The organism is Fulvivirga lutea (assembly GCF_017068455.1).
Taxonomy (GTDB): domain Bacteria; phylum Bacteroidota; class Bacteroidia; order Cytophagales; family Cyclobacteriaceae; genus Fulvivirga; species Fulvivirga lutea.
On sequence record NZ_CP070608.1, the window covers coordinates 1,026,999 to 1,049,008 of the forward strand.

18 protein-coding genes are annotated in these 22,010 nt (G+C 33.7%); 7 read left to right on the forward strand and 11 right to left on the reverse strand.

The window, feature by feature from the left end:
* Position 1 precedes the first annotated feature (1 nt).
* From cysN to cysC, 3 genes are read right to left on the reverse strand one after another with little or no spacing between them, the layout of a single operon-like run.
* A complete protein-coding gene (gene cysN / locus JR347_RS04760) occupies positions 2-1,273 on the reverse strand; it encodes a sulfate adenylyltransferase subunit CysN (protein ID WP_205722905.1) in 1,272 nt (423 codons plus the stop codon).
* A gap of 21 nt (positions 1,274-1,294) precedes the next feature.
* Complete coding sequence (gene cysD, locus JR347_RS04765) at positions 1,295-2,200, reverse strand: sulfate adenylyltransferase subunit CysD (RefSeq protein ID WP_205722906.1); 906 nt, start codon at positions 2,198-2,200, stop codon at positions 1,295-1,297.
* A 3-nt stretch (positions 2,201-2,203) separates the two neighbouring features.
* Positions 2,204-2,797: an adenylyl-sulfate kinase gene (gene cysC, locus JR347_RS04770; RefSeq protein ID WP_205722907.1), complete on the reverse strand. Its 594-nt coding sequence runs from the start codon at positions 2,795-2,797 to the stop codon at positions 2,204-2,206.
* Between the two features lie 84 nt (positions 2,798-2,881).
* On the opposite strand from cysC, the gene cysQ reads away from it, so the two are divergent.
* Positions 2,882-3,646, forward strand: coding sequence for a 3'(2'),5'-bisphosphate nucleotidase CysQ (cysQ, locus tag JR347_RS04775; RefSeq protein WP_205722908.1), 765 nt, complete (start codon positions 2,882-2,884; stop codon positions 3,644-3,646).
* Here the strand turns inward: cysQ and JR347_RS04780 are convergent.
* Together JR347_RS04780 and JR347_RS04785 are read right to left on the reverse strand one after the other, a co-directional pair.
* Positions 3,611-4,519 (reverse strand): MraY family glycosyltransferase, encoded by a 909-nt coding sequence (locus JR347_RS04780; protein ID WP_205722909.1) that lies wholly within the window; start codon positions 4,517-4,519, stop codon positions 3,611-3,613. The two genes, cysQ and JR347_RS04780, sit on opposite strands and share 36 nt — an antisense overlap.
* A 140-nt stretch (positions 4,520-4,659) precedes the next feature.
* Positions 4,660-6,036 carry an undecaprenyl-phosphate glucose phosphotransferase gene (locus JR347_RS04785; protein WP_205722910.1) on the reverse strand — a complete coding sequence of 459 codons (1,377 nt, stop codon included), beginning with the start codon at positions 6,034-6,036 and terminating at the stop codon, positions 4,660-4,662.
* Positions 6,037-6,154: 118 nt separating this feature from the next.
* Between JR347_RS04785 and JR347_RS04790 the strand changes: the two genes are divergently transcribed.
* The 3 genes from JR347_RS04790 to JR347_RS04800 are packed head-to-tail and all read left to right on the forward strand — an operon-like array spanning position 6,155 to position 9,271.
* Positions 6,155-6,970: a glycosyltransferase gene (locus JR347_RS04790; protein WP_205722911.1), complete on the forward strand. Its 816-nt coding sequence runs from the start codon at positions 6,155-6,157 to the stop codon at positions 6,968-6,970.
* The gene (locus tag JR347_RS04795) at positions 6,967-8,043 is read left to right on the forward strand and encodes a glycosyltransferase (protein WP_205722912.1); all 1,077 of its coding nucleotides are present in this window, start codon (positions 6,967-6,969) and stop codon (positions 8,041-8,043) included. The genes JR347_RS04790 and JR347_RS04795 overlap by 4 nt, the downstream gene beginning before the upstream one ends.
* On the forward strand, positions 8,018-9,271 hold the full coding sequence (locus JR347_RS04800; RefSeq protein WP_205722913.1) for an O-antigen ligase family protein: 1,254 nt from the start codon (positions 8,018-8,020) through the stop codon (positions 9,269-9,271). Before JR347_RS04795 ends, JR347_RS04800 begins: the two co-directional genes overlap by 26 nt.
* A 12-nt stretch (positions 9,272-9,283) precedes the next feature.
* On the opposite strand, the gene JR347_RS04805 is transcribed toward JR347_RS04800, so the two are convergent.
* The 5 genes from JR347_RS04805 to JR347_RS04825 are packed head-to-tail and all read right to left on the reverse strand — an operon-like array spanning position 9,284 to position 14,552.
* The gene (locus JR347_RS04805; protein WP_205722914.1) at positions 9,284-10,039 is read right to left on the reverse strand and encodes an ABC transporter ATP-binding protein; all 756 of its coding nucleotides are present in this window, start codon (positions 10,037-10,039) and stop codon (positions 9,284-9,286) included.
* 1 nt (position 10,040) lies between these two features.
* Positions 10,041-10,838: an ABC transporter permease gene (locus JR347_RS04810; protein ID WP_205722915.1), complete on the reverse strand. Its 798-nt coding sequence runs from the start codon at positions 10,836-10,838 to the stop codon at positions 10,041-10,043.
* Complete coding sequence (locus tag JR347_RS04815) at positions 10,838-12,982, reverse strand: glycosyltransferase (protein ID WP_205722916.1); 2,145 nt, start codon at positions 12,980-12,982, stop codon at positions 10,838-10,840. The genes JR347_RS04810 and JR347_RS04815 overlap by 1 nt, the downstream gene beginning before the upstream one ends.
* 15 nt (positions 12,983-12,997) lie before the next feature.
* Entirely contained in the window at positions 12,998-13,585 is a 588-nt protein-coding gene (locus JR347_RS04820) for a class I SAM-dependent methyltransferase (protein ID WP_205722917.1), read from the reverse strand.
* Positions 13,586-13,637: 52 nt separating this feature from the next.
* Positions 13,638-14,552, reverse strand: a complete 915-nt coding sequence (locus JR347_RS04825; protein WP_205722918.1) for a glycosyltransferase family 2 protein — start codon at positions 14,550-14,552, stop codon at positions 13,638-13,640.
* Positions 14,553-14,633: 81 nt separating this feature from the next.
* On the opposite strand from JR347_RS04825, the gene JR347_RS04830 reads away from it, so the two are divergent.
* A complete protein-coding gene (locus JR347_RS04830) occupies positions 14,634-16,589 on the forward strand; it encodes a hypothetical protein (RefSeq protein WP_205722919.1) in 1,956 nt (651 codons plus the stop codon).
* Here JR347_RS04830 and JR347_RS04835 read toward each other — a convergent pair.
* On the reverse strand, positions 16,586-18,376 hold the full coding sequence (locus JR347_RS04835) for a glycosyltransferase family 2 protein (RefSeq protein ID WP_205722920.1): 1,791 nt from the start codon (positions 18,374-18,376) through the stop codon (positions 16,586-16,588). The genes JR347_RS04830 and JR347_RS04835 overlap by 4 nt on opposite strands.
* Positions 18,377-18,626: 250 nt before the next feature.
* Here JR347_RS04835 and JR347_RS04840 point away from each other — a divergent pair, with 250 nt between their 5' ends.
* Positions 18,627-19,172 (forward strand): hypothetical protein, encoded by a 546-nt coding sequence (locus JR347_RS04840; RefSeq protein ID WP_205722921.1) that lies wholly within the window; start codon positions 18,627-18,629, stop codon positions 19,170-19,172.
* A 78-nt stretch (positions 19,173-19,250) separates the two neighbouring features.
* Positions 19,251-22,001, forward strand: coding sequence for a glycosyltransferase (locus tag JR347_RS04845; protein WP_205722922.1), 2,751 nt, complete (start codon positions 19,251-19,253; stop codon positions 21,999-22,001).
* Positions 22,002-22,010 lie beyond the last annotated feature (9 nt).

Here is a 22,010-nt window from a genome sequence, read left to right on the forward strand (position 1 = left end):
TTTATATTATCATTCCAGCACCTACAGTTTCATTGCTGAATTCATCAATTAAAATAACAGACCCTGTGTTTCTGTTTTTTCGGTAAGAATCAAAGAAAAGTGGCCTTGCTGTTTTTATTTGAATTCTTGCGATATCGTTTGCCTTAATTTCTTTATCATCTTCAGATTTCTCTAAGGTATTCACATTTACCTTATATCGAACATCTTTAATGATGCATTTTGCTTCGTTTGAAGTGTGCTTAATTAAGTATTTACCACCTAACTTTAGTGCATTGGTGTTTAACCAACAAATCATCATATCAATGTCTTGCTCAGCTTTAGGCTGATTATTAGGTTTGGCAATCATGTCACCCCTGCTGATATCTATTTCATCTTCTAAAGTAATTGCTACTGCCATTGGAGGGAATGCCTCGGCAAGCTCGCCATCCATTGTTGAGATAGACTTAACTTTGGAAGTAAAGCCGGAAGGTAATACAACAACTTCTTCACCTTTTCTAAATACTCCTCCTGCAATATTTCCAGCATAACCTCTAAAATCGTGATATTCATCCGACTGAGGTCTAATTACCCACTGTACCGGGAATCTGCTGTCAATGAGGTTTCTGTCAGAAGCTATTTGCACATTTTCAAGCGTCCAAAGGAGTGATGGTCCTTGATACCAATCCATATTTTCTGACCTGTTAACCACATTATCACCATGAAGCGCAGAAATAGGGATGAATCTGATATCAGGTATTTCCAATTTAGCATCAAAACCCAGGTATTCTTTTTTAATCTGTTCAAAAATTTCTTCTGAATAATCAACCAAGTCCATTTTGTTGATACATACAATGACATGCTTTATTTGCAATAAAGAAGCTATAAATGAATGCCTCTTAGTTTGTTCGATTACTCCTTTTCTAGCATCTATTAAGATGATAGCTAAATTAGCCGTGGAAGCTCCTGTAACCATATTTCTTGTATATTGAATATGTCCGGGAGTATCTGCAATGATGAATTTCCTTTTCGGTGTTGCAAAGTACCTATATGCCACATCGATGGTGATGCCTTGTTCTCTTTCGGCTTTTAACCCATCTGTTAGTAACGCAAGGTTTACATGTTCATCGCCTCTGTTTTGTGAAGATTGCTCAATCGCGTCAATCTGATCTTCGAAAATAGACTTGGTGTCATACATTAACCTCCCGATTAGTGTGCTTTTCCCGTCATCTACACTTCCTGCAGTGGTGAACCTTAAAAGGTCCATGTCCATATATCCTTTAGTTGAATCGCTCATTATTCGCTAAATGTTTCTTTTCTAAAAATAACCTTGTTTCTTTCTGTCTTCCATTGCTGCCTCGGACCTCTTGTCATCGGCCCTGTTTCCTCTCTCTGTTTGCCTTGCTGCAGCTACCTCTTCAATAATAGCATCTAATGTGCTTGCCTCTGATTCTACAGCCCCAGTGATGGTCATGCAACCTAATGTACGGTAGCGTATAACCCGCTCTTCATATTTCTCGCCTTCTAATAATGTATTGTAAGGAGATTCAGCAATCCATACGCCACCTCTATTCACTACATTTCTTTTGTGAGAGAAATAAATGCTTGGCAGTTCTATTTTTTCCTTTTTGATATATTGCCAAACATCCATTTCAGTCCAGTTACTGATTGGGAAAATCCTGAATGATTCACCAACTGCTTTTTTACCGTTATAAAGGTTCCAGAGCTCTGGTCTTTGATTTTTTGGATCCCACTGGCCAAAATCATCTCTATGTGAAAAGAATCGTTCCTTAGCTCGCGCTTTCTCCTCATCTCTTCTGCCACCACCAAAAGCAGCGTCATAAGCACCTTCTTCTAATTTTTCGAGAAGAGTTATTGACTGAAGTGAATTTCTACTTGGGTTAACTCCGCGTTCTTCCTGAGCGGTTCCTCTATCAATTGAATCTTGAACTAGCCCCACATCCAAGGTCACGTTATACTTTTTAGCCAAATTATCTCTAAATTCCAGTGCTTCGGGGAAATTGTGCCCTGTATCTATATGCAATAGCGGGAATGGCACTTTAGCAGGCCAAAATGCTTTTCTGGCGAGATGTACCATAGTAATGGAATCTTTTCCACCTGAAAAAAGAATGACAGGCTTTTCAAACTGCGCTGCTACCTCTCTGAAAATAAAAATTGCTTCAGCTTCTAGTTGATCTAAATGTGATAAATTATATGAGGGCATAAATTATTCCTTTACTTTTTTTATGACATTATTAAATAAAATATCTAGTGATTCCTCAAGAGATAATTGATCTGTTTTTAAAACAAGTTGTGAATTGTCTGGCTCAACAAAAGGGGAGTCAATACCAGTAAAATTTTTGATTTCACCTCTTCTGGCTTTTGCATACAGCCCTTTGACATCTCGCTCCTCGCAGATTTCTAATGGACAACTAACAAAAACTTCATAGTATTTATCACCGATAATTTTTGATGACATTTCTCTAATTTCCTTAGTTGGGCTAATAAAGGAACAAATAGTAACCACACCATTATTAGCAAATAGTTTGGCAGTTTCAGCCGCTCTTCTGATGTTCTCCGTTCTGTCCTCTTCACTAAATCCCAGATTGTTGTTTACGCCAGTTCTAAGATTGTCACCATCTAATAGCATTGTATATACATTCTTTTGGTGAAGCATATTCTCAAGTCCTGTTGCCAAAGTACTTTTACCCGAACCAGACAGACCAATCATCCAAATGACTATACCCTTTTGATTTAGCAATACCTCTTTATCCGAGCTTTTTAACGATTTATCAAAAATTGGGTGAATATTCTCTGCCATTATGGATATTTTTGGCCAGCAAAATTACTATTAAATAGTCTAAATAGTAAATATTCATCAAATACTGTAGGCCAAACTAACGAAATGGAATTTAATCAAGATTTACTAATTGATATTGCAAAAAAGGCGGGTTCTGAGATTCTCGAAATATATAATGATCCTAATAAATTTAATGTCGTAGACCATAAAGCAGATGACTCCCCATTGACTTTGGCTGATAAGGCTTCTCATCAAATAATCGCCAGAGAGCTTGAGAATGCTTATCCTGAGGTTCCTATAATTTCTGAAGAAAGTGAAGTACCCGACTATAAAGTCCGTAGAGAGTATAATTATTATTTTTTGATTGATCCTCTTGATGGGACCAAGGAATTTATTAACCGAAATGGTCAATTCACTGTGAATATTGCAGTCATTAAGAAAAGTAAGCCAATAATTGGTGTAGTTTATACTCCTGTTTCTGATGAGTTATATTTTGGAGAACTCGGTGTAGGTGCTTTTAAACTAATGGCAAATATTAAAAAAGAGCTTGCTGTTAATAATAAAAAAGGAAATCGAATAGCTGTTAGGAGCAAATCACATGCCTCACCTGAAGAGGAGGGCGTATTAGAGAAGTACGATGTTGTTGATAGTATTTCTGTGGGCAGTTCACTAAAATTTTGTATGGTGGCTGAGGGCAAAGCTGATGTCTATTACAGGCACGGCCCAACAATGGAGTGGGACACTGCTGCCGGACAAGCGGTAGTTGAAGCAGCAGGGGGTAGTGTTTATAGGGGCACTGGTCCCGAAATGTTCTCTTACAATAAAGAAAATTTGTTAAATAGTTCTTTTCTGTGTCTTGGCTTTGACTAATCTATGGAGTACAAACAGAAGTACAAGTACTAAAAGTATGCATGTAAATAATAGTTGATATTCATTCCAACCTTTACCAATAATAGCTAACCCTATAAATAGAAGATTCACGCCTCCTAGTATTAATGTTGATTGCGAGTGATTTAGCCCCAATTCTAGCAAAGCATGATGTATGTGATTATTGTCTGCATGTAAAGGCGATTTGGCCCTAGATACCCGTAAAATGAATATTCTGAGTGTATCAGTTAATGGTACAATTAATAAACAAATCGCAGTTGCGATTGAGCTTGAAAATTTAATTTCGTTACCAGGATTGAGGTTAAAATTAATATTGATAAAAGATATAGAAAGACAACCAATAAGGAATCCAATCATAAGAGCTCCCGTATCGCCCATGAATATCCTCGAAGGATGCCAATTATACATTAAAAATGCTGCAATTCCACCAATAAACGAAAAACAGATGAAGGCATAGTTTGTGACTCCAGCAAAATAGAACCATATACCAAAGGATCCAATGATTATAAATCCTAATGTTCCAGACAGCCCATCAATCCCATCAATCAAATTAAAAGAATTGGTTATCACAATTAATGTAAATGCGCTGATACCTAAGGTTAACCAAATATTAAAATTCACATCGGCCAATGAATAAAGCGAATGAAGTTTAATATCAGAAAATAAAACAACCATTATTATAGGTACTAATTGCCCAAGAAGCTTGTATATGGGCTTCATTGGAATGAGATCATCTCTTATACCTATTATAAAAAATATTGTGAGAGCGCTAAATAAGTAATTGTATGTGCTGTTCGAACTAAACCAGAAAATCAAGGAAAAGGCTGCTCCAATATATATTGGAATACCACCCATGCTTGGGGTTTTGAATTTATGAATCTTTCTTTGATCTGGGGAATCAAGAATTTGCTTCCATTCTAAAGCCCTAATGGCAATAGGGAATAGAAAGTATGATAGTGCTAAAGAAGAAAGAAAGTATCTAAGTAATTCAATGGCTAATAGGCGTTTTCATCTCCTCTAACAAGAGTAAGAATCGTTAAAATTATAATCTTTAAATCTAGAAATAGAGACCAGTTTTCAATATAAAATCTGTCAAATTTAACTCTGTTTTTCATAAAGCTAACATCGGGAGTTTCACCTCTGTAACCTTTAGCCTGTGCCAAACCTGTTATTCCCGGTTTAACAAAATGCCTTGCCATAAAACGTTCCACCTTTTTGGAATACTCTTTTGTATGGTGAAGCATATGTGGTCTAGGTCCTACTACCGACATTGAGCCCATAAGAACGTTAAAAAATTGCGGAAGTTCATCCAGACTTGTTTTTCTTAAAAATGCACCTACTCTTGTAACACGCTCGTCTCCTAAAGTAGCCTGCTTGGTGTCAGCATTCTTATTTTTTCTCATAGTTCTGAATTTCCAGCACCAGAAGTCGTTATTACTTTTTCCTGATCTAATCTGTTTAAAGAAAACATCACCTCTGGAGTCCAGTTTAATTGCTATGGCAATAATTGGGAATAGCCAACTAAAGACTCCGATAATAACTATTAAAGAGAAAAGAATGTCAAAGGCTCTTTTGACGATTCTATTCTTTTGAAATTCCAATGGAAAGGAAGTAACATTCAGAATAGGAATACTATCATAACTTTCAATTTCCAAACCTTTATTCTGGAAACCTCTAAAATCTGCTATTAGCTTAACTTTGATGAAGTTTTTTTCTCCAAAGGAGATTATATTCTGAATTGCTGAATATTTCACATAAGGTAAGCAACAGTATATTTCATCAACTCTATTCGTTCTTACAAAGTATTTAAGGTCTTCTATTTTTCCTTGTATTTTATTATGTGAACCATTGTCGAAAAAACCTAAGAATCGAAATCCAAACTCTGGATGCAGTCTAAAAAATTTCTGGAGTTCTTCAGAAATATCACCATAACCAACCACTACAACGTTTCTATAATTATATCCAAACTTTCTATATAGTCTGATTGAATAGATAAAAATTACCCTCCAAATAAGTATTAGAATTGGAAATACAACATATGTTGTAATTAATTGCTGTCTCGAATACGTTAATTGGTTGATGAAAACAAGTACTGCAGATATTGAGAATAGCTGAACTACAATAAATCTTACTATAGTCCTTAGTATTTCCGATAATTTTGAAATACGCGATATTCTGAAGGGCTTGCCAAGAAATGATAGTGCTACCCAAGTAATATTAGTAAATAAAAGGATATTTGAATATGGATAAGTAAATAGTCCCTGGGCTGTGCCAAAACTAAACTTATAGGCTATGATAAATGAAATATTCAGCAATAGCGCATCAACTATAAATACGATTATGTCTATATATTTCGAATACCTATGCTGCATTATTTACTTAAACTAGCTTGCAAATTTAAATTAATATAAAAACATAATAAAATTTAAATTTAAAAATGTACTATTCTTAAAGCAATCGTTTGCGTAAATGTAGTAGTGTAAGTCAAAAATGATACACATAGCAGTTTTATTACCACATTATAATGATCCTATTGGGTTAAGTTCCACTTTAGAAAGTATTGATAATGGCAATTATTACCTGCACCTTGTTATTGTTGATGATGGTAGTTTGAATTTTAATACTCCTAAAAAGTCAAAAATAGAGGCGGAATTTAGAGCCAAAGGTGTTAAAACTAAGGTTCATTTATTGGAGTTGGAATCGAACAAGGGGGTTGAACACGCATTAAATTTTGGTTTAGAATTCATTTTCGATTCGTTAAATGTAAGTTATATTTTGAGAATCGATTGTGGTGATTTATGCATAAATAATCGAATTCAAAAACAAATAGAATTTTTGGAAAGTAATCTAGAAATAGATTTGGTGGGTTCCTGGGTTAAATATTCAGATGAGAATTCTAACTATTTGTACACATTGAAGCTACCTGTTAGTCATGATCTGTTGTTAAAAAGAAGGTTTATTAGAGTCCCATTTATTCATTCAGCTGTATTAATTAGATATGAAGCATTCAAAAAAATAGGTTTATACTCTTACGAGTTCAAAGCCGCTGAAGACTATGAAATATTTATGCGATTTATAAATAAGGGTAAAACGGCCAATATTCCTGAAGTTTTGACGGAGGTTAAATGGAGGCCCTATGGTATTTCAGTGAAAAAACGAAGAAAGCAATTATGGAATAGACTGTTGCTTTTGTTTAAGTATAGAGATTATAGTCTGTATTTTTTTGTAGGGGTTTTAAGGGTGATGATATTAATGCTACTTCCTTATTCTGTTCTGTCAAGGGTTAAACAAAGGGTGTATAGATGAAAATTCTTCATGTAGTAGAGCCATTTTCTTCGGGTATTGTTACCTTCATAATTAATATAACAAAGTCACAGCCAGATAACGAGCATGTTATTTTTCATGGTAAAAGAACAACCAACGATAAAATAAAGTCAGTAAGGAATAGGTTTCCTAAAGGGGTCAAGTTTTTCGTTTGGAGAAATGTAGTTAGATCAATTAATCCCATAAAAGACATAAGAGCGGGAATTGAGCTTTACAGGTTTTTAAGTTCTAACAAATTTGATGCAATCCATTTACATTCTTCCAAAGCCGGTTTTATTGGTAGGTTGGTTGGTAGAATTTTAGGCCTAACGAATATAATTTACACTCCCAATGGAGCATCATTTCTTAGACAAGACATTAATTACATATCAAAGCGAGTCTATTCTCAATTGGAGTTAATAGCTAGTAAATTTTCCGGAAAAGTAGTTTGTTGCGGTAAATCAGAAAGTGATGCATTTAACACAATCGGTGTAAAAAACTCTTATATCAATAATGGTATTGAGCTGACTGAAAACGTTAACACTGTTATTAATAGTCCATTAATTATTGGCACTGTCGGAATAATAACCGAACAAAAGAACCCAAGATTATTCTTTGAAATCGTTGAACACTTTAAAAATGATAAAAGGATTTTTTTTAAATGGATTGGTGATGGTGAGAAACAAAATATTAAATATGATTTTAATAATGTTACCATAACAGGTTGGCTGAGTGAGCAGGAATTGAAAGATGAGTTGATTCAACTAGACTTATATCTATCAACATCACTTTGGGAGGGCCAACCATTCGCGGTAATAGAAGCTATGAATTACGGTAAATGTCTAGTTCTTAACAAATGTGTTGGCAATATAGATTTGGTTACAAATGAGGAGAACGGATATCTGTTTGAAACTAAAGATGAAGCGATTAATGTAATCACCAATTTGATAGAATCTCCTGCTAAAATTCAGGCGATGGGTGTTAATTCTAAAAAACGGTGCGAATCAAATCATAATTTTAAAACGATGGGAGACTTATATAATAAGGTTTATGAATCAATTGCTGTCAAAAATTAAGCGTAATCAGGTAAACTTCTGGTTATTGAGCATAGCCATAATAGCCTTTTTATTTGGACAAGCAAAGCTGGCCAATTTATTGATCATAGCTATGGTAGTTTTTTGGTTGATTGATAAAGATTTAATGAGTAAAATAAAAAATGCATTCAATAAGAAAGCAACTCTATTCTTAATATCCTACTTCATTCTTACTGTACTTGGTTTAGTTCATTCCTACGATTTAAGCGAAGGCTTTAAATTTGTAGAAATGAGGTTACTAATTCTACTATTACCAGTAGTAATTGTAACTGTCAATTTTAATGAAATACAATTTAAGAATATCAAGAAAACGTTTGTCTATGGTTGCGTTGCAGTTCTGATATTTGGATTGTTTAATTCAACGATTGAATATTGGGAATCTGGTGATTCAGGATTCTTCTTTAATGATAATCTTACATCGATAGTTGGTATTCAGGCAGCATATTTTGCTATTATTGTTAATGTTAGTATTATTCTTGCCGTTAGCTTTCTGTTAGATAATTATAAGAAGTATTATCTATATCCTGCGATACTATTTTTAATCACCTGTGAACTATTATTGGCAACAAGAATTTCTATACTAACTCTTGCCCTTCTAGTAATCATATTCATGGTGTATTTAGGCTCCAAATACAAAGGCAAAACAACTATACCATTACTATTGACACTTTTAACATTGTTTGTAATCGGTATAATGTCATTTCCCCAAACATACAATAGGTTTAAAAGTATGTTCAGCAGCTTTGAATATCAATTTGATAATCCAAACCCCGTAAATCATTTTAATGCCGAAGTAAGTTCAGAAAATTGGAATGGACTAACTCTTAGGCTTGCATTGTGGGAATGTGGTTGGGAGGTTATTAAGACTGATTTTTGGCTGGGAGTTGGAACTGGAGACTATGAATCTAGCTTTAATGCTCAGCTAGAAAAAGTAAATTTTAAATATGCGCAGGCTATGAACTTTGGTGTTCACAATCAATATCTCTACACTTGGATATCTTTTGGGTTATTCGGACTGATAATTTTTATAGCATCGATAATGGGTCTTTTTGTCTTAGCTTATAAAAACAATAATTATGTTTTTATACTCGTCCTAGGAGCCTTTTGCATGGCATTTTTAACAGAAAATGTTTTGAACAGGTATTATGGGATACTACCTTTTGCGCTGCTTCTTTCAATTATATTTTACTCAAAAAAGACTAGTGATTAGAGTATTTGAAGATTAGGTCTGATTGTCCTGATTATAAAGCTCTATTGCTTCTTTGGCATCACCTAAGAATGCTATTTTACCATTTTTGAGATAGAGGGCACGTTTGCAGTACTTTTTAATGTTAGATAAACTATGACTCACCATAATTATAGTTCGACCGTTAATCCAACTCTCTTCCATTACCTTGATTGCCTTGGCTCTAAATTTTGCATCACCAACAGCAAAAACTTCATCTAGAAACATGATATCTGCACCGGCATTCACTGCTATTGAAAAAGATAAGCGTTGAATCATACCGGAAGAGAAGTATTTTATTTTAGAATCCACAAACTCTTCTAATTCTGCAAACTGAATGATTTGATCGAAAACCTGGTCTATTTCTTTAATTTTTAACCCTAAAGCTGATCCCGACACATAAATATTTTGCCTTGCAGTTAATTCATGGCTCATACCCACACCTAAATTCAGAAGCATAGATGTGCCGTTTCTCAAAACTTCACCTCCTTTATCAGGTATGAATGCACCACTCATGATTTTAACTAAAGTGGATTTGCCAGATCCGTTCCTGCCTATAATACCAAAATTTTCACCCTGCTGAATAGAAAAACTTATATCGTTAACGGCTTTTAACTTTTTCTTGTTTTTACCATTACCTAGAATCTGTGCTATTATCCCCTTAATAGATCCATTCTTCTTTTCACTAAGAATGAATGTCTTAGATACATTTTTAAGTGATATGGCCGGTTTAGAAGTATCTATATTTTCCATATTACAAATACTCTGAGGCTCTATCGGAATATTTATTCAAAATATAAATCCCTATTAAGAATAAAATGATAGCGTAACCCGTATCATAAAGTAGCATATCCCAATTTGGAGGTTGTTCAAACATTAATATATTTCTTGCATTATTAATGATTCCAGCAATTGGGTTTAAATAATCCAGTATAGGCAATTTTGCTGAAAATAAATCACCTCGATATAGTATAGGAGATAGAAAGAACCCAAAACCAACTACAATACCCCAAATTGGCTCAATGTCTTTAAAAAGCAAGAAAAGGTTAGACAATATTAGAGATACGCCAAAACTAAGGATAAAGAGATTAATGAATATAAAAATGAAATAAAAGTAGTGATAGGTTGGATATATACCGGAGATAGCTGCACCAATAATAAAAATTATGAAATTGAGAATGAAACCAATGACGGAACTTATAATTGACGCCAAATATATCTCAAGCTTGGCCATATTAGTGTATTCGTATAAGTATTTTTTGGTTTTCAAAATTTTCACAGTGCCACTGGTTACCTCAGTAAAAAACATCCACAGCATTAATCCGGCAAAAAGATAAATTACATAGTTTGGCACTCGCTGGTTCATTAAAATTTGAAAAACCACATAGTACATTATAATTTGTGAAACGGGTTTAATAATAGCCCAAGCTAAACCTAATTTATTCTCATAAAATTTAAGCTTGAATTCAATTTTGGCCATGAGCCAAATACGTTCGGCACGATTAGTTTCAAAAAACCATGAATTAATCTTATTGGAGAGTGTTTGCAGCATTAACGTTTAATATGTCTGTATATAGACTTTGCAATGTTACGTAAAAATTTATTTCCTTTAATTAACGACATCAGTTTAGTATTAGCAAAGGGAAATGGCTTTCTAGTTACCCTTGTAGGGTTTTCAATTAAATACCCAGAACCATTTGCATTTAGAATATTAACAATTTCCGATGCATATCTTGAGTAAAATCCAGAATGTTTTTTTGTTATTAATCTATACAAGTAATTTTTCGAGTAATTGTTGAAAGACTGAGCCATAGACCCTTTCCTAATTCGATATTCCCATAATTTTTCAGGTATTGCCACTCCCCTAAACCCATTTTTAACCATATTAATAACACTTTCGTAATCTTCCATGCCATAAATCATGTTGGAGTCATTTTTTCCAGCAGCCATAAAGTCCTTTTTACGATAAATTAATGCACTACTATTAATCATATTATGAACTAATAAATAAGGAGGCTCAGGATTAAATGAGGGCCAACTAATGTCACTTTTTTCAAAGTATGAAGCCCAACATCCAACGAAGCTTATGTTATTATATTTCTCAATCAGACCAATAGCTTTTTCATAATATGTTTCAGTTACTTTATCATCAGCATCAAGAAAAGCTATAAATTCGCCTTTAGCAATGGTTGCTCCATAATTTCGAGTCGCGCTTAGTCCTTCGTTCTCCTTCCGAAATACTGCTGCATATCCGGATTGCTCAATACTTTTTAATACTTCAATACTATGATCGTCAGTACTCCCATCGTCAATGATTAAAATTTCTTTATTCGCATAAGTGGAGTTAATAACTGAGTCAATAGCTTCATTAATAAAATTACCCATATTAAAGAATGGAATGACTACAGTTAATTTTCCTTTTTCACCTTCATAATCCTTTAACTGGTTAGTATTTAACTCAATTGTTTCTGTGAAGGGAAACTGAATCTTGTTAACGCTTTTCGACCTTTTTTCTAATAGGTAATTAAACTTTCTCTTGTAAACAGTCGAATAGCTACAATTAGATTCAATAGTATCTATTGCATTCTGGCCAATTGAAGCAATTGCCTCTTTGCTCAATGAAAGAATCTTTTTAAGATTTGAAATGAAACTCTCACCTTTCTTATCATGAGAAAAAATAAATCCATTTTCTCCAGTATTTATTAATTCTTTATGGCCTCCGCAATCTGAAGCCAGCACAATTTTACCAAGAGACATGGCCTCAAGAACTGTATAAGGCAGGTTATCAATAATGCTTGGTACTAAAATAATATGAGCTCTTTTAAGCCTTGAATTAATATGCTCAGGGTTAATATGCCCTTCAAAGATTAATAACCGTTTGTCAATATATGGCTTATACGTTTTTCTCAAGTGGTCGCTCAGATCCATCATCTTTGGGTAAAAGAAATGGTTACCTCCTCCAATTAATCTTAAAGGGTGTTCAAAGCCCTGATCCCATAGCCTCTTAAAATATGATAAAAGCTCAATACATCCTTTTTGTGGAGTTAATTTTCCAAAGAAAACAATATCGAAGGGTGTGAAATCTAATTCTGGTTTATCAGATTGTTTGTACGGGTTGAAAATGACAGTCCGTTCCTGTTTAGACCAATCGTAGTACTCATCAGTTTTATCAATTAAATATTGGCTAGGAGATATTACCAAATCGGCACTTTTTAATACAGATTTTTCCATTTCACCTGTCCAGTAGTCAGGTATTTCATATAAAGGTGCTTGGTTATAATCTAAGTATAAAAAGCCTGGTGCGTGAGCCGTAATGTAGAAAAGAGTGTCTTGAAAATAATCGGATAATAAAAGCTTTTTTTGAAGAGCAAAGTATGCGATACCGTTATATTCTTGAGCTTCCATAAAGTCAGGCGCTCCAACTTCTTTGGCATGTTCTTCAATTATTTCCGAGAATGACAAACTCTGAGCTGATTCATCTCCGAGATATTCAAAATGAGAATCATCTGGGCGAAATTTAACCAATTTAACTCCAGCATTGACTTCAATGGTTTTTGTTTTTATTGTGAAATCCGGAATAAAAACAGTGACTTCATGACCTTCTTGCAGCAACATTTGGCCGGTGTGATAGCAATATGTGCTTATACCACCTCCGCTTAAAGGAGGGTATTCTGTTGTAAGTATCCAAAAGGTCATTTAAAAAGAACCGCCTTAGTTTATTTTTCTTAAAACTACATCACAAAATAAGTTAGGATGAAAGGCGTAATATATGAATTCCCAATCATTCTTAATACAGAATTCATTAGTGGCTTGTACAACACCATATTTAGTGTTAGAAAGATGATCGTACATGATGTAGTCATTCATTACGATGTAACCTCCATCTTTTATTTTGTTGGCACTGGCTTCTAAGTCTTTTTTTACAGAATTATAATCATGTCCAGCATCTATGTATATAAGATCAAAATAGTTATTAGGATAATGAGCCATAACCTCCCACGAAATACCTTTTTTAATAATTGCTTTACTCTCTTTTATCTCATTTTCAAAGCGATTATGAATAAATCCTTCATGTTGACGCTTCGTGAACCTGTCTCTTCCTGGGAAGTCTGCACAATTATATAGATCAATCATATGCACTTCCTTTGGGGCTAAATTTTTCATGAACCATTCCGACAAATCTCCCCCAAGTACCCCAATTTCCGCTATCTTTTCTTGAGCGCCAAGTTTCTTCAGAGCCTGATATCTATCTACAGCAAACTGGCAATTAATTAAATGTTTGGTTGCTAATACCTGCATATCTGATTTATAAGAAATGGCTAAGTTAGAAATATAATTGCGTGAAGAAGAACTAATTCTTGAATAAATTACGAATAAAATATAATGCTTTTCCTAATCGAATAAACCAACGAGGCTGGTGTCCATATGTTGCCTCATACCATCGTTTCTCGTTTTCAAGGGTGTCTAATCGCTTGAGTAGTAAATCTCTTTCCAGCTCAGTATTTAATACTTTGTTGTTTTCATTATAACCCACATAAATTCTTGATTGGTCTTTAATAAGCTCATATTTCCTTTGGGTATCTGTGTCATCTTCCAAAGCATTTTGAATATGCAAATTCATGGCAGACTTATAATCTGCATTTTGGTGCGTAATGTATTCGTTACTAACCTGAACATCAAAAGGATGGTTAATGTCATTAAAGCCGGCACGGCACGCTCTTAATGTATAATCAATATGACCTACTCCTCTAAATCCAAAATTTTCTACATCCATGTAACCCACCTTTTTAATTACTTTTGGCGTTAAAGTAAAAAATGACCCTTGCACATCCTTTCCTTCACAATGGCTTATAAGAGGGTCTTTTTTTACAGGAGGGATAAGATTTTTTTCTGGTCTCCAAGATGTGTCGAAGTGACAGAGATGATGATAGCCGCTTTCTTGTATAGCATTAATATAGATGTCTTCCCAACCAGGCCTTATAAACTCAATGTCATCATCACATTTGAAACAATAGTCAAAGTCAATATTTTCAAGTTCTTTTATAATTGTGTTAAATTGGTAATGTATTCCTTTCCTATTATTCTTTATTATTGTAACAGAAACTTTAGGAATATGAAGTTTTCCCAGGTATTCTAAGGTGCCATCTGTCGAGCCATCATCGGCAATGATTAATTGCCATTCAGAATTGATATTTTCACAAAAAGAATCAAGAAGGTTCTTAAGAAAACTTAATCGATTATATGTAGTTACAGCCAGAATGTACATTTAAAAATATCTATCTTCACCTTACATTTTGAATAAAGATACTTAAGATAGAGAACCATTGAGAACTCTAATTGGTAATAAATGCTATACTTTTTAATTATATCCAAAAAAAACACTTCTAACCCATATATACAAAGTAGTGAGGAACTCTTTAAATTTATACCAAATGGTAGAAATTTACAGTATAATCGATGGCTTACTTTAGGTGAAAGATTGGAAATACATTACTGGTTACCCAAAGACTCATATTTTGATTACGAGTATTATGAAGACGTTTCAGAAAATCAAATCAGGCTGTTCAATGGGTGGATTAATGATGGAAATCCCTTAAATACACACCTCAATAAGAGGGACTTAAATAATGTAGAAGGAAATTCAGGGGAATATGTCTATATAAATATGAATTCTGATGGTGATGGTTCATTCAAGAGAAATTTAACATCTTCAGTGCAAACTTATTTTACTGAAAATGAAGAAATTACCATTATTTCTAATCGAGTAGGTCTCATAAACCATCTCTTGAGACCAAAGTCTTCGTTAAAGGATTGTCTGGATACAAATTTTTTAGCTTGGTCAATATCAACTTCATGGGCTCACGATGACTCTACGCTTTTTAGAGATATTAAAGTTTTATCTCAGGGTACCAAAATCTTCATTCAAAATAACAGTGTTCATTTTGAAAAGAAAGAAGGCGATATTTGGGCAGATCATCATTTTCAGGAATTATATAAAAAAGATACGCATCAATATTGGGATATATGTTATGAAAAACTCATAAATAATCTCAATCTTTTTTTTAAATATTTTGACAAGCCATTTAATTTCCCTCTATCTGGTGGGAAAGATAGTAGACTCTTATTAGGTCTGATATTAAATAGTGAAGGGAGGCACCTTATTAATAAAACGATAACGAACGGGCCACCCTATAGTGGTGAGGTCATAGCCGGGAGGCTCCTCGCAAATCAACTTAAGTTGGTACATGAAACAAATGAAGGAGGGTATCACGGGTTCGATATGACGGATCGGTTTGGCAAACACATTTTTTTTACAGAAGGAGAAGTCTCACCCATGGATTTGACTTCTAATTTTGAACGAGTATCAGAAAAAATGGTACTTCGGGGTCAGGAAGTAGGTCTAAGAAATATTAGCGATATCAAAGAAAATGATTTTGATCAAATCGAAAGTTGGTTTTATAAACATTTAGGAAATTTTAATCATGTAGGGTTTCTAAAAGAATCTTTTGTGAATGAAAGGAAAAATGAATTCAAACACCAATGGCTCTATAAAAATCAGGCTGAAACCCTTACTAATTTACACACAAAAAATAGAATTGAAACACGGTTTCTTCGATGGGGCGGAAGAATCTGGACGGCCCATAATACTAATGAGTTTACTCCTTTTATTTTTCTGGATGATTACATCGTTAAGTCTACATACAATGCTGGTGTAGAAGCTAGAATAAATGAAGAGTTTCATTATGAGATAATGAAACGGTGTGGTAATGATTTAATAGAGATTCCATTTTGTAATCAAAAATGGCCTAATAAATATAATATTGATTCTAAAATGATAAAACATTATCAAGTTGATAAGAAGCCCATGCGAGGCTCTCATGCAGTTTTGTTTAAAAATCTTGATATTATTAAACACTTTGTTTTGGATTCAAATATTGTTGATCTTTTAGAACCAGTGGTTGATTGGGAAGAGTTTAAAGGTTTTAGGCAAGAGAATTTAAAAGGGGGGCATTATCAGCCTTTTTGGCAATTGGTTCAAATGGCTGCTATTTCTAATTGCAATAGCTTTACCCAAGATGAAGTATGTAGTATCCATGAAAAAATGGATGACTTCCCTAATCTCAAAGATGATTATGAGAGTCTTGATCCACTGACCTTAGAAAAGTCGAAAACTAACAAGTACAAGGAGGTGATTATTGAATTACTGGCAAAAAATGAACTCGAAAACAAGACACAACACGATGAATCAAATTTAGATGGACTTAAAATTTTTGGTTATTATATTACGAAAGCGAAAGGCTAGAATCTTCTAAAAATCCCACCAATTTTTAAAAACCACTTAGGCAAATGATCGAACGTTCTTGCGTACCAAGCTAAGTCATTTTGTTGTTTTTCGATGGTTCGTTTTTGGTTCACAATTGTTCTTTCGTTTTCTATTAAACGTTTACCAAAATCTTCCAGTTTACGCAACATGCGCTCCTCAATAGTCAGATTAAGGTCTATATTATCTTTAATGTCAAAGTCAAGATAATTATAGTTCCACGCAATTGATTTGACTAGTGCTGTTTGATCGGCATCATTTTTTGAGAAATTATCGAAAATCCTTGTGTCAGTCGGGGTTTCGATTTCCTGCATCCAGGCTTCTGGATGTTCGATACATATTAACGGGATGCTATTTTTTTGACAATGTAGTCCAAAAAATATGTCAATCATGTGAGTCTTATCAACCTCAGATAGATCGAAATTCAGGAGACTTGTATGATAGCCCAAAGTACCCGTACCAATAATATGAACATAACGATCTTCTGGGGTTTCCCTGTAAAAGCTAAAGACTTCTCGCGATGACATATCATAATACCGTTTAAAGCCTTCTTTTAACTCTATCCCATGAGAACCTATGGCAGCCGAATACTGGTAGTCCTTCAACTTTGAAAGAAGAGTTTTTACATAGTCTGAGGGATAGAGGATGTCGTCATCAAAAGTCAAATGAAATCCATTTTTTGGAGGGGAATAAAATTTCCCATTATCAGCTAAATCCCCATGTTCTTGAGAACGAAAAATATCAACCTTGTCGAGCTTAAGGTAATTAGGAACATCATCAAAATTATTTAAATAGATTTGCAGGACATCGACTTGTGGAAGTATGGCATTAACCACTTGTTCTAAAATCGATTCTCGTGAAGGGATGGTTACCATTGAACCAGTTATTTGTCTACCTTTTAGAGTAACCTCCGAAATATTAACCTCTGGTTCTAATTTTTCTGTGTATCTAACCTTAATTTTATCGTCAACTGGGAAAGGTCTCTGTTTCTGAGGATATTCTATGAAAAGTTCGTTTTTACCTGAAATAGAAGTATGCCATTTTTTATAGTTTTCTACATAGGCCGTTCTGGGTGTAGAACCAATTTCAATAGTGGATGTAAGAGAATCTTCTCTACTTCTATTAAAATAAAGTAATTCCTCGATTGTTCCTCTTGCCCCATTTCCATAAAACTTCATCATTCGAGCGTTAAACTCATCATCAGCAGCTACACGAACGGTATCGTAAAAACCGAGATCATCAAACACAGTTTTTCTGATCATTGAAGATTGGAAAGCAAGCCTTGGAGCTATAAGATGGTTGCCATCGTTATCAAATCGAGTATACTGGCAGAGTACGAATTGTTTAGTTTCAAAACTTTCTAAAAAGCCAACCTGCTTTTTTAACCTGTCTTTGTCCGATATATCATCTGAGTCCTGGATTGCAATATATCTTCCTCTAGCCTGAGTTAATCCAAAATTCTTTGAGTAGTAAGTGCCACAATTTACTTTATTTCGATACAGCTGAATTCGGGGATCATTTAATTCTTTGATGATCTCTACGGTATTGTCCGAACTGGCATCATCGACAATGATCAACTCTAGATTTTTATATGTCTGGCTTAAGATAGATTGAATAGATTCTAGAACATAATTTTCCACATTATATGTGGTCATTATAACTGAAATAAGAGGTTCATTCTTAATCTCAATAAGATGGCTGGATGTTGAATTTAAGTTTTCTAACCGGTTGATTGCTTCTATGAGACTTTCTTCAATGTTTTTATCCATTTTTTCTTATATCTTGAAGTTTTTTTTCTATCTCTATCGACTTAATCACAAACTTCAGTTGAATTATTCTCTTATGTACTGTTTTTGTCATGTTTTTCAATAATTCAGTAGAACTTTAGAACGAAAGTATTAAATTAAAAAAAACCTAATTAAACTTTAAAGGTGATATAAATTTTGTGTTTCTCTTTCATTTTGAATGCACATAGTGAAAAGAGTTTAGATATTTTAGTGGAGTTTCTAAATTTGACAAATGAATGTTTTTATCCTATGTACTGGTAGATGCGGATCAACAACCTTCATAAGGGCCTGTAAGTTTATAGAGAATTTTACATCAGGGCACGAAACGCTTTCTAGAGAGATTGGAAACCGTAGGTTTGCATATTCAGAAAATCATATAGAGGCTGATAATAGGTTATCATGGTTTCTAGGTGAATTAGAGGAAAGATTTGGGGACAAGGCTTTCTATGTGCATTTAACAAGAGACAAGGATAAAACCGTTAATAGCTTTAATAAAAGATGGGATGGCACTGTAAGCATAATAAGAGCATTCTCTGCAGGAATCTTAATGAAGAAAAATGAAATGCTTACTGATGATGAGAAACTTCATATCTGTGAATATTACTACGATACAGTGAATAGAAATATTTCTCATTTTCTTAAAAATAAGACTAACAAAATGGCTATTTGTTTAGAAAATATTGAGAATGACTTCGAACTCTTCTGGAAATCAATTAATGCTAAAGGTGATATGGATGTTGCCGTAAAAAAGTTTAAAACAAAATATAATCAATCATAATACCGTAATTTGATTTGTAACTAACTTAATAATATTCAGGGATTACAATTAGAATTAGGGATATAAATTAAAACTTTAATGCCACACGATTTAAAAGAAGTTCAACAAAAAGTTGATCTACATGAATCTGAGATCAATTCAAAATTAGATAAGCTAAGGCATAAATTAGCAAAGATAGATGATGACTTGAGTGTCATTAACAACAAGCAAAATAATACTTTTAACAAGCAGATAGCAAAAATTGAAGAACTTCAGATTCGGAATAGTAACTTATCCAAACAGAATGATGAACTAAAAAATGAAATCAAATCCTTGTTGAAGGATAAGAATAATCTAAGAACTAGTTTACAAGAAAAGGAAAAACAGCTTTCAGATTATTGGGAGACTATTCAGAAATTGAGGATAAAAGGAAGACTTAAAAGGTTATTGCCACAGTTTTTTTTTTCAAGCAAGGAAAATGAACTAAATCGTAATGAAGACTCTATTTTGGAATCTTACGATAGTAATGAAAGTTCCCCTAAGAAGAAATTATCTAAAAAATTAACCATCGATTTAAAATCTCAAAAGAAGCTAAATAAAGAAATAAGAGGGTTGTGGTATAATTATTCAGAAGAAACCCTCTTCGATTTAAATCGAATTTTATCAGACACTAAATCGAATCCGCCAACCATATCTTACATCAGTTATCACATTGCTTTATGGTATGCAGCAATTAATAATTGGAAGGAATCTTTACATTTTCAGAGCAAGATAGTTGAAAACACTTTGCCAAAAGAATTAATTAGTCAAGTCGTACTTTTAAAGTTCTTCACGAAGCTTCATTTGAAGGAAAATGTTGGTGAGTCACTTTTGTTGCCTAAGAATAATGCTAATGACATAGCATTGAGATTTTTGGAAGCCTTTTCCACTGAAATGGAAAAAGGGCAAAAGGCATTTGAAAATTGTTTGAATCAGACATATCAAAGTATTGAGTCAGTCAATTTTTTCAAAAATAGTGGTGCTAACACCTCTAAAGGAATAGCTAAAAACAGTAGGCTAAATGTTCCTGAAGTAACGATTTTCTTACCATATTTTGCCCCTAACGATAGTTTACCTGTTGTTTTAGAAAGTTTAACTAACCAGTCAATTAGAATTACCAAAATTGTAATAATAACTAATCAGGAATTGAACGTAAATAACGCTTTAAGTGTAGGTGACGAAAACATTCAATTAATTAAGGTGCCCTCTCCGAGTGAGTTCATAAGTACAGTCAATCAATTAATTTTGACTGTTTCTACTGAGTTCATTTTAGTAATGACCGAACTGGGGGTAATTCAATTCAATTTGATTGAGAAAATGACGGCTGAATTTGAAAATGATTCAGACATAAAATTATTATTTCCTGTTACGGCTCGTGTGAATAGGAACTTTGAATTTATACCATATTTGAGTGATCAAGGTGTGAGCCTAACTAGCAATACTGATATTTCGTGCTGTTTGATCAAATCACAAGTATTAAATGAGAATTCTGGTTTTTTTAATATAAAAACAGACTCACTTTTTGAATTTAAAAGTAGACTCGAAAGTTTGTACTCCAAAGGTTCGTGCAAAGAATTTCGAACAGCTTTGCCAAGTTACATTGAGATAAATCCAGATGAAAAAGACATTAAGTCCGAATATTTCGGTGCAGTAAGAGAATTTAGGGAATCACGTAAATTTTTATTTAAAAAAAATGTGTCTGATGGATCACCAGACATATCTCGAGTCCCTAATTATTTGACTTACGATGTTAATAACAAGAAGAGATATGATTTAATCGTTATTGCTGACTTTAATCTTAATGGTGGTGCTTATGTATCAACTTTTCATTACGTTAAAGCTGCATTAGCTTCGTTATTAAATGTAGCAATAGTTCAATGGAGGAGGTATGATCTCAACCCGGAGTTAGAGTTGAAAGATGAGGTTAGGCAATTGATTGCAGATTCAAAAATTGATATTTTGACATTTGAAGATATCGCGGAAACTGATACCGTGATCGTTGGATACCCAGTTATAGCCAACAAAAAATTGGATTTAGTCCCGAACATTAAATGTAATAATTTTTTAGTTTTAGTAAATCAATCTGCCGAAAGGTTATACACAGGTGAAGATGTAGCGTATGTGCCTACTGAAGTTTACAATAAACTGCAAAATTTATTCAATACCAATCCGACTTGGGTACCTATTTCTGGAATTATAAGAAACTTGATGATAGGTGATGATAGGTTCGAAAATTGCCATAAAGAGAATTGGACCCCGCTTATTGACATCGATCAATGGTGTACAAATGATTTGTTTTGGCGCAGAGAAGAACATAAAATTCCGGTAATTGGACGTCATTCTAGGGATCATTACACTAAATGGCCCTCAGATAGAGAATCATTAATAAGTGCCTATTGTGTAAATAAGGATTGTGAGTTTAGAGTATTAGGGGGAGCTGATCATGCAATAAATCTTATTGGTTTTAATCCCGAAAACTGGAATGTTTTAAATTTCGAGCCCAACCCACAAGTTTTTCTTTCTCAACTAGATTTTTTTATTCATTATCCTCACGAAGAATGTGTAGAGGCATTTGGAAGAGCCGTCTTAGAGGCAATGGCTATGGGAATTCCTGTAATTTTACCCCCTATTTTTAAAGACACCTTTGAGGATTACGCACTTTATGCAGAACCTGAACATGTTTGGGACAAGATATCAGCATTATGGGATGATGAGAAAAAGTATTTAGCTCAAGCCTCACTTTCTAGAAAATTTGTGCTTGAAAGAGCCGGTTACAACCAACTTAAAGGTCGATTAAAGAGGTTGAATTAGAATAAATGG

Coding starts and splice junctions, on each gene's coding strand:
- JR347_RS04825 (WP_205722918.1), bottom strand. CDS start 14,552: ATGTACATTCTGGCTGTAACTACATATAATCGATTAAGTTTTCTTAAG.
- JR347_RS04800 (WP_205722913.1), top strand. CDS start 8,018: ATGAATCAATTGCTGTCAAAAATTAAGCGTAATCAGGTAAACTTCTGG.
- JR347_RS04815 (WP_205722916.1), bottom strand. CDS start 12,982: ATGACCTTTTGGATACTTACAACAGAATACCCTCCTTTAAGCGGAGGT.
- JR347_RS04780 (WP_205722909.1), bottom strand. CDS start 4,519: ATGGGTGGTATTCCAATATATATTGGAGCAGCCTTTTCCTTGATTTTC.
- cysQ (WP_205722908.1), top strand. CDS start 2,882: ATGGAATTTAATCAAGATTTACTAATTGATATTGCAAAAAAGGCGGGT.
- JR347_RS04820 (WP_205722917.1), bottom strand. CDS start 13,585: ATGCAGGTATTAGCAACCAAACATTTAATTAATTGCCAGTTTGCTGTA.
- JR347_RS04810 (WP_205722915.1), bottom strand. CDS start 10,838: ATGCTGCAAACACTCTCCAATAAGATTAATTCATGGTTTTTTGAAACT.
- JR347_RS04845 (WP_205722922.1), top strand. CDS start 19,251: ATGCCACACGATTTAAAAGAAGTTCAACAAAAAGTTGATCTACATGAA.
- cysN (WP_205722905.1), bottom strand. CDS start 1,273: ATGAGCGATTCAACTAAAGGATATATGGACATGGACCTTTTAAGGTTC.
- JR347_RS04835 (WP_205722920.1), bottom strand. CDS start 18,376: ATGGATAAAAACATTGAAGAAAGTCTCATAGAAGCAATCAACCGGTTA.
- JR347_RS04840 (WP_205722921.1), top strand. CDS start 18,627: ATGAATGTTTTTATCCTATGTACTGGTAGATGCGGATCAACAACCTTC.
- cysC (WP_205722907.1), bottom strand. CDS start 2,797: ATGGCAGAGAATATTCACCCAATTTTTGATAAATCGTTAAAAAGCTCG.
- JR347_RS04795 (WP_205722912.1), top strand. CDS start 6,967: ATGAAAATTCTTCATGTAGTAGAGCCATTTTCTTCGGGTATTGTTACC.
- JR347_RS04785 (WP_205722910.1), bottom strand. CDS start 6,036: ATGCAGCATAGGTATTCGAAATATATAGACATAATCGTATTTATAGTT.
- JR347_RS04790 (WP_205722911.1), top strand. CDS start 6,155: ATGATACACATAGCAGTTTTATTACCACATTATAATGATCCTATTGGG.
- cysD (WP_205722906.1), bottom strand. CDS start 2,200: ATGCCCTCATATAATTTATCACATTTAGATCAACTAGAAGCTGAAGCA.
- JR347_RS04805 (WP_205722914.1), bottom strand. CDS start 10,039: ATGGAAAATATAGATACTTCTAAACCGGCCATATCACTTAAAAATGTA.
- JR347_RS04830 (WP_205722919.1), top strand. CDS start 14,634: ATGCTATACTTTTTAATTATATCCAAAAAAAACACTTCTAACCCATAT.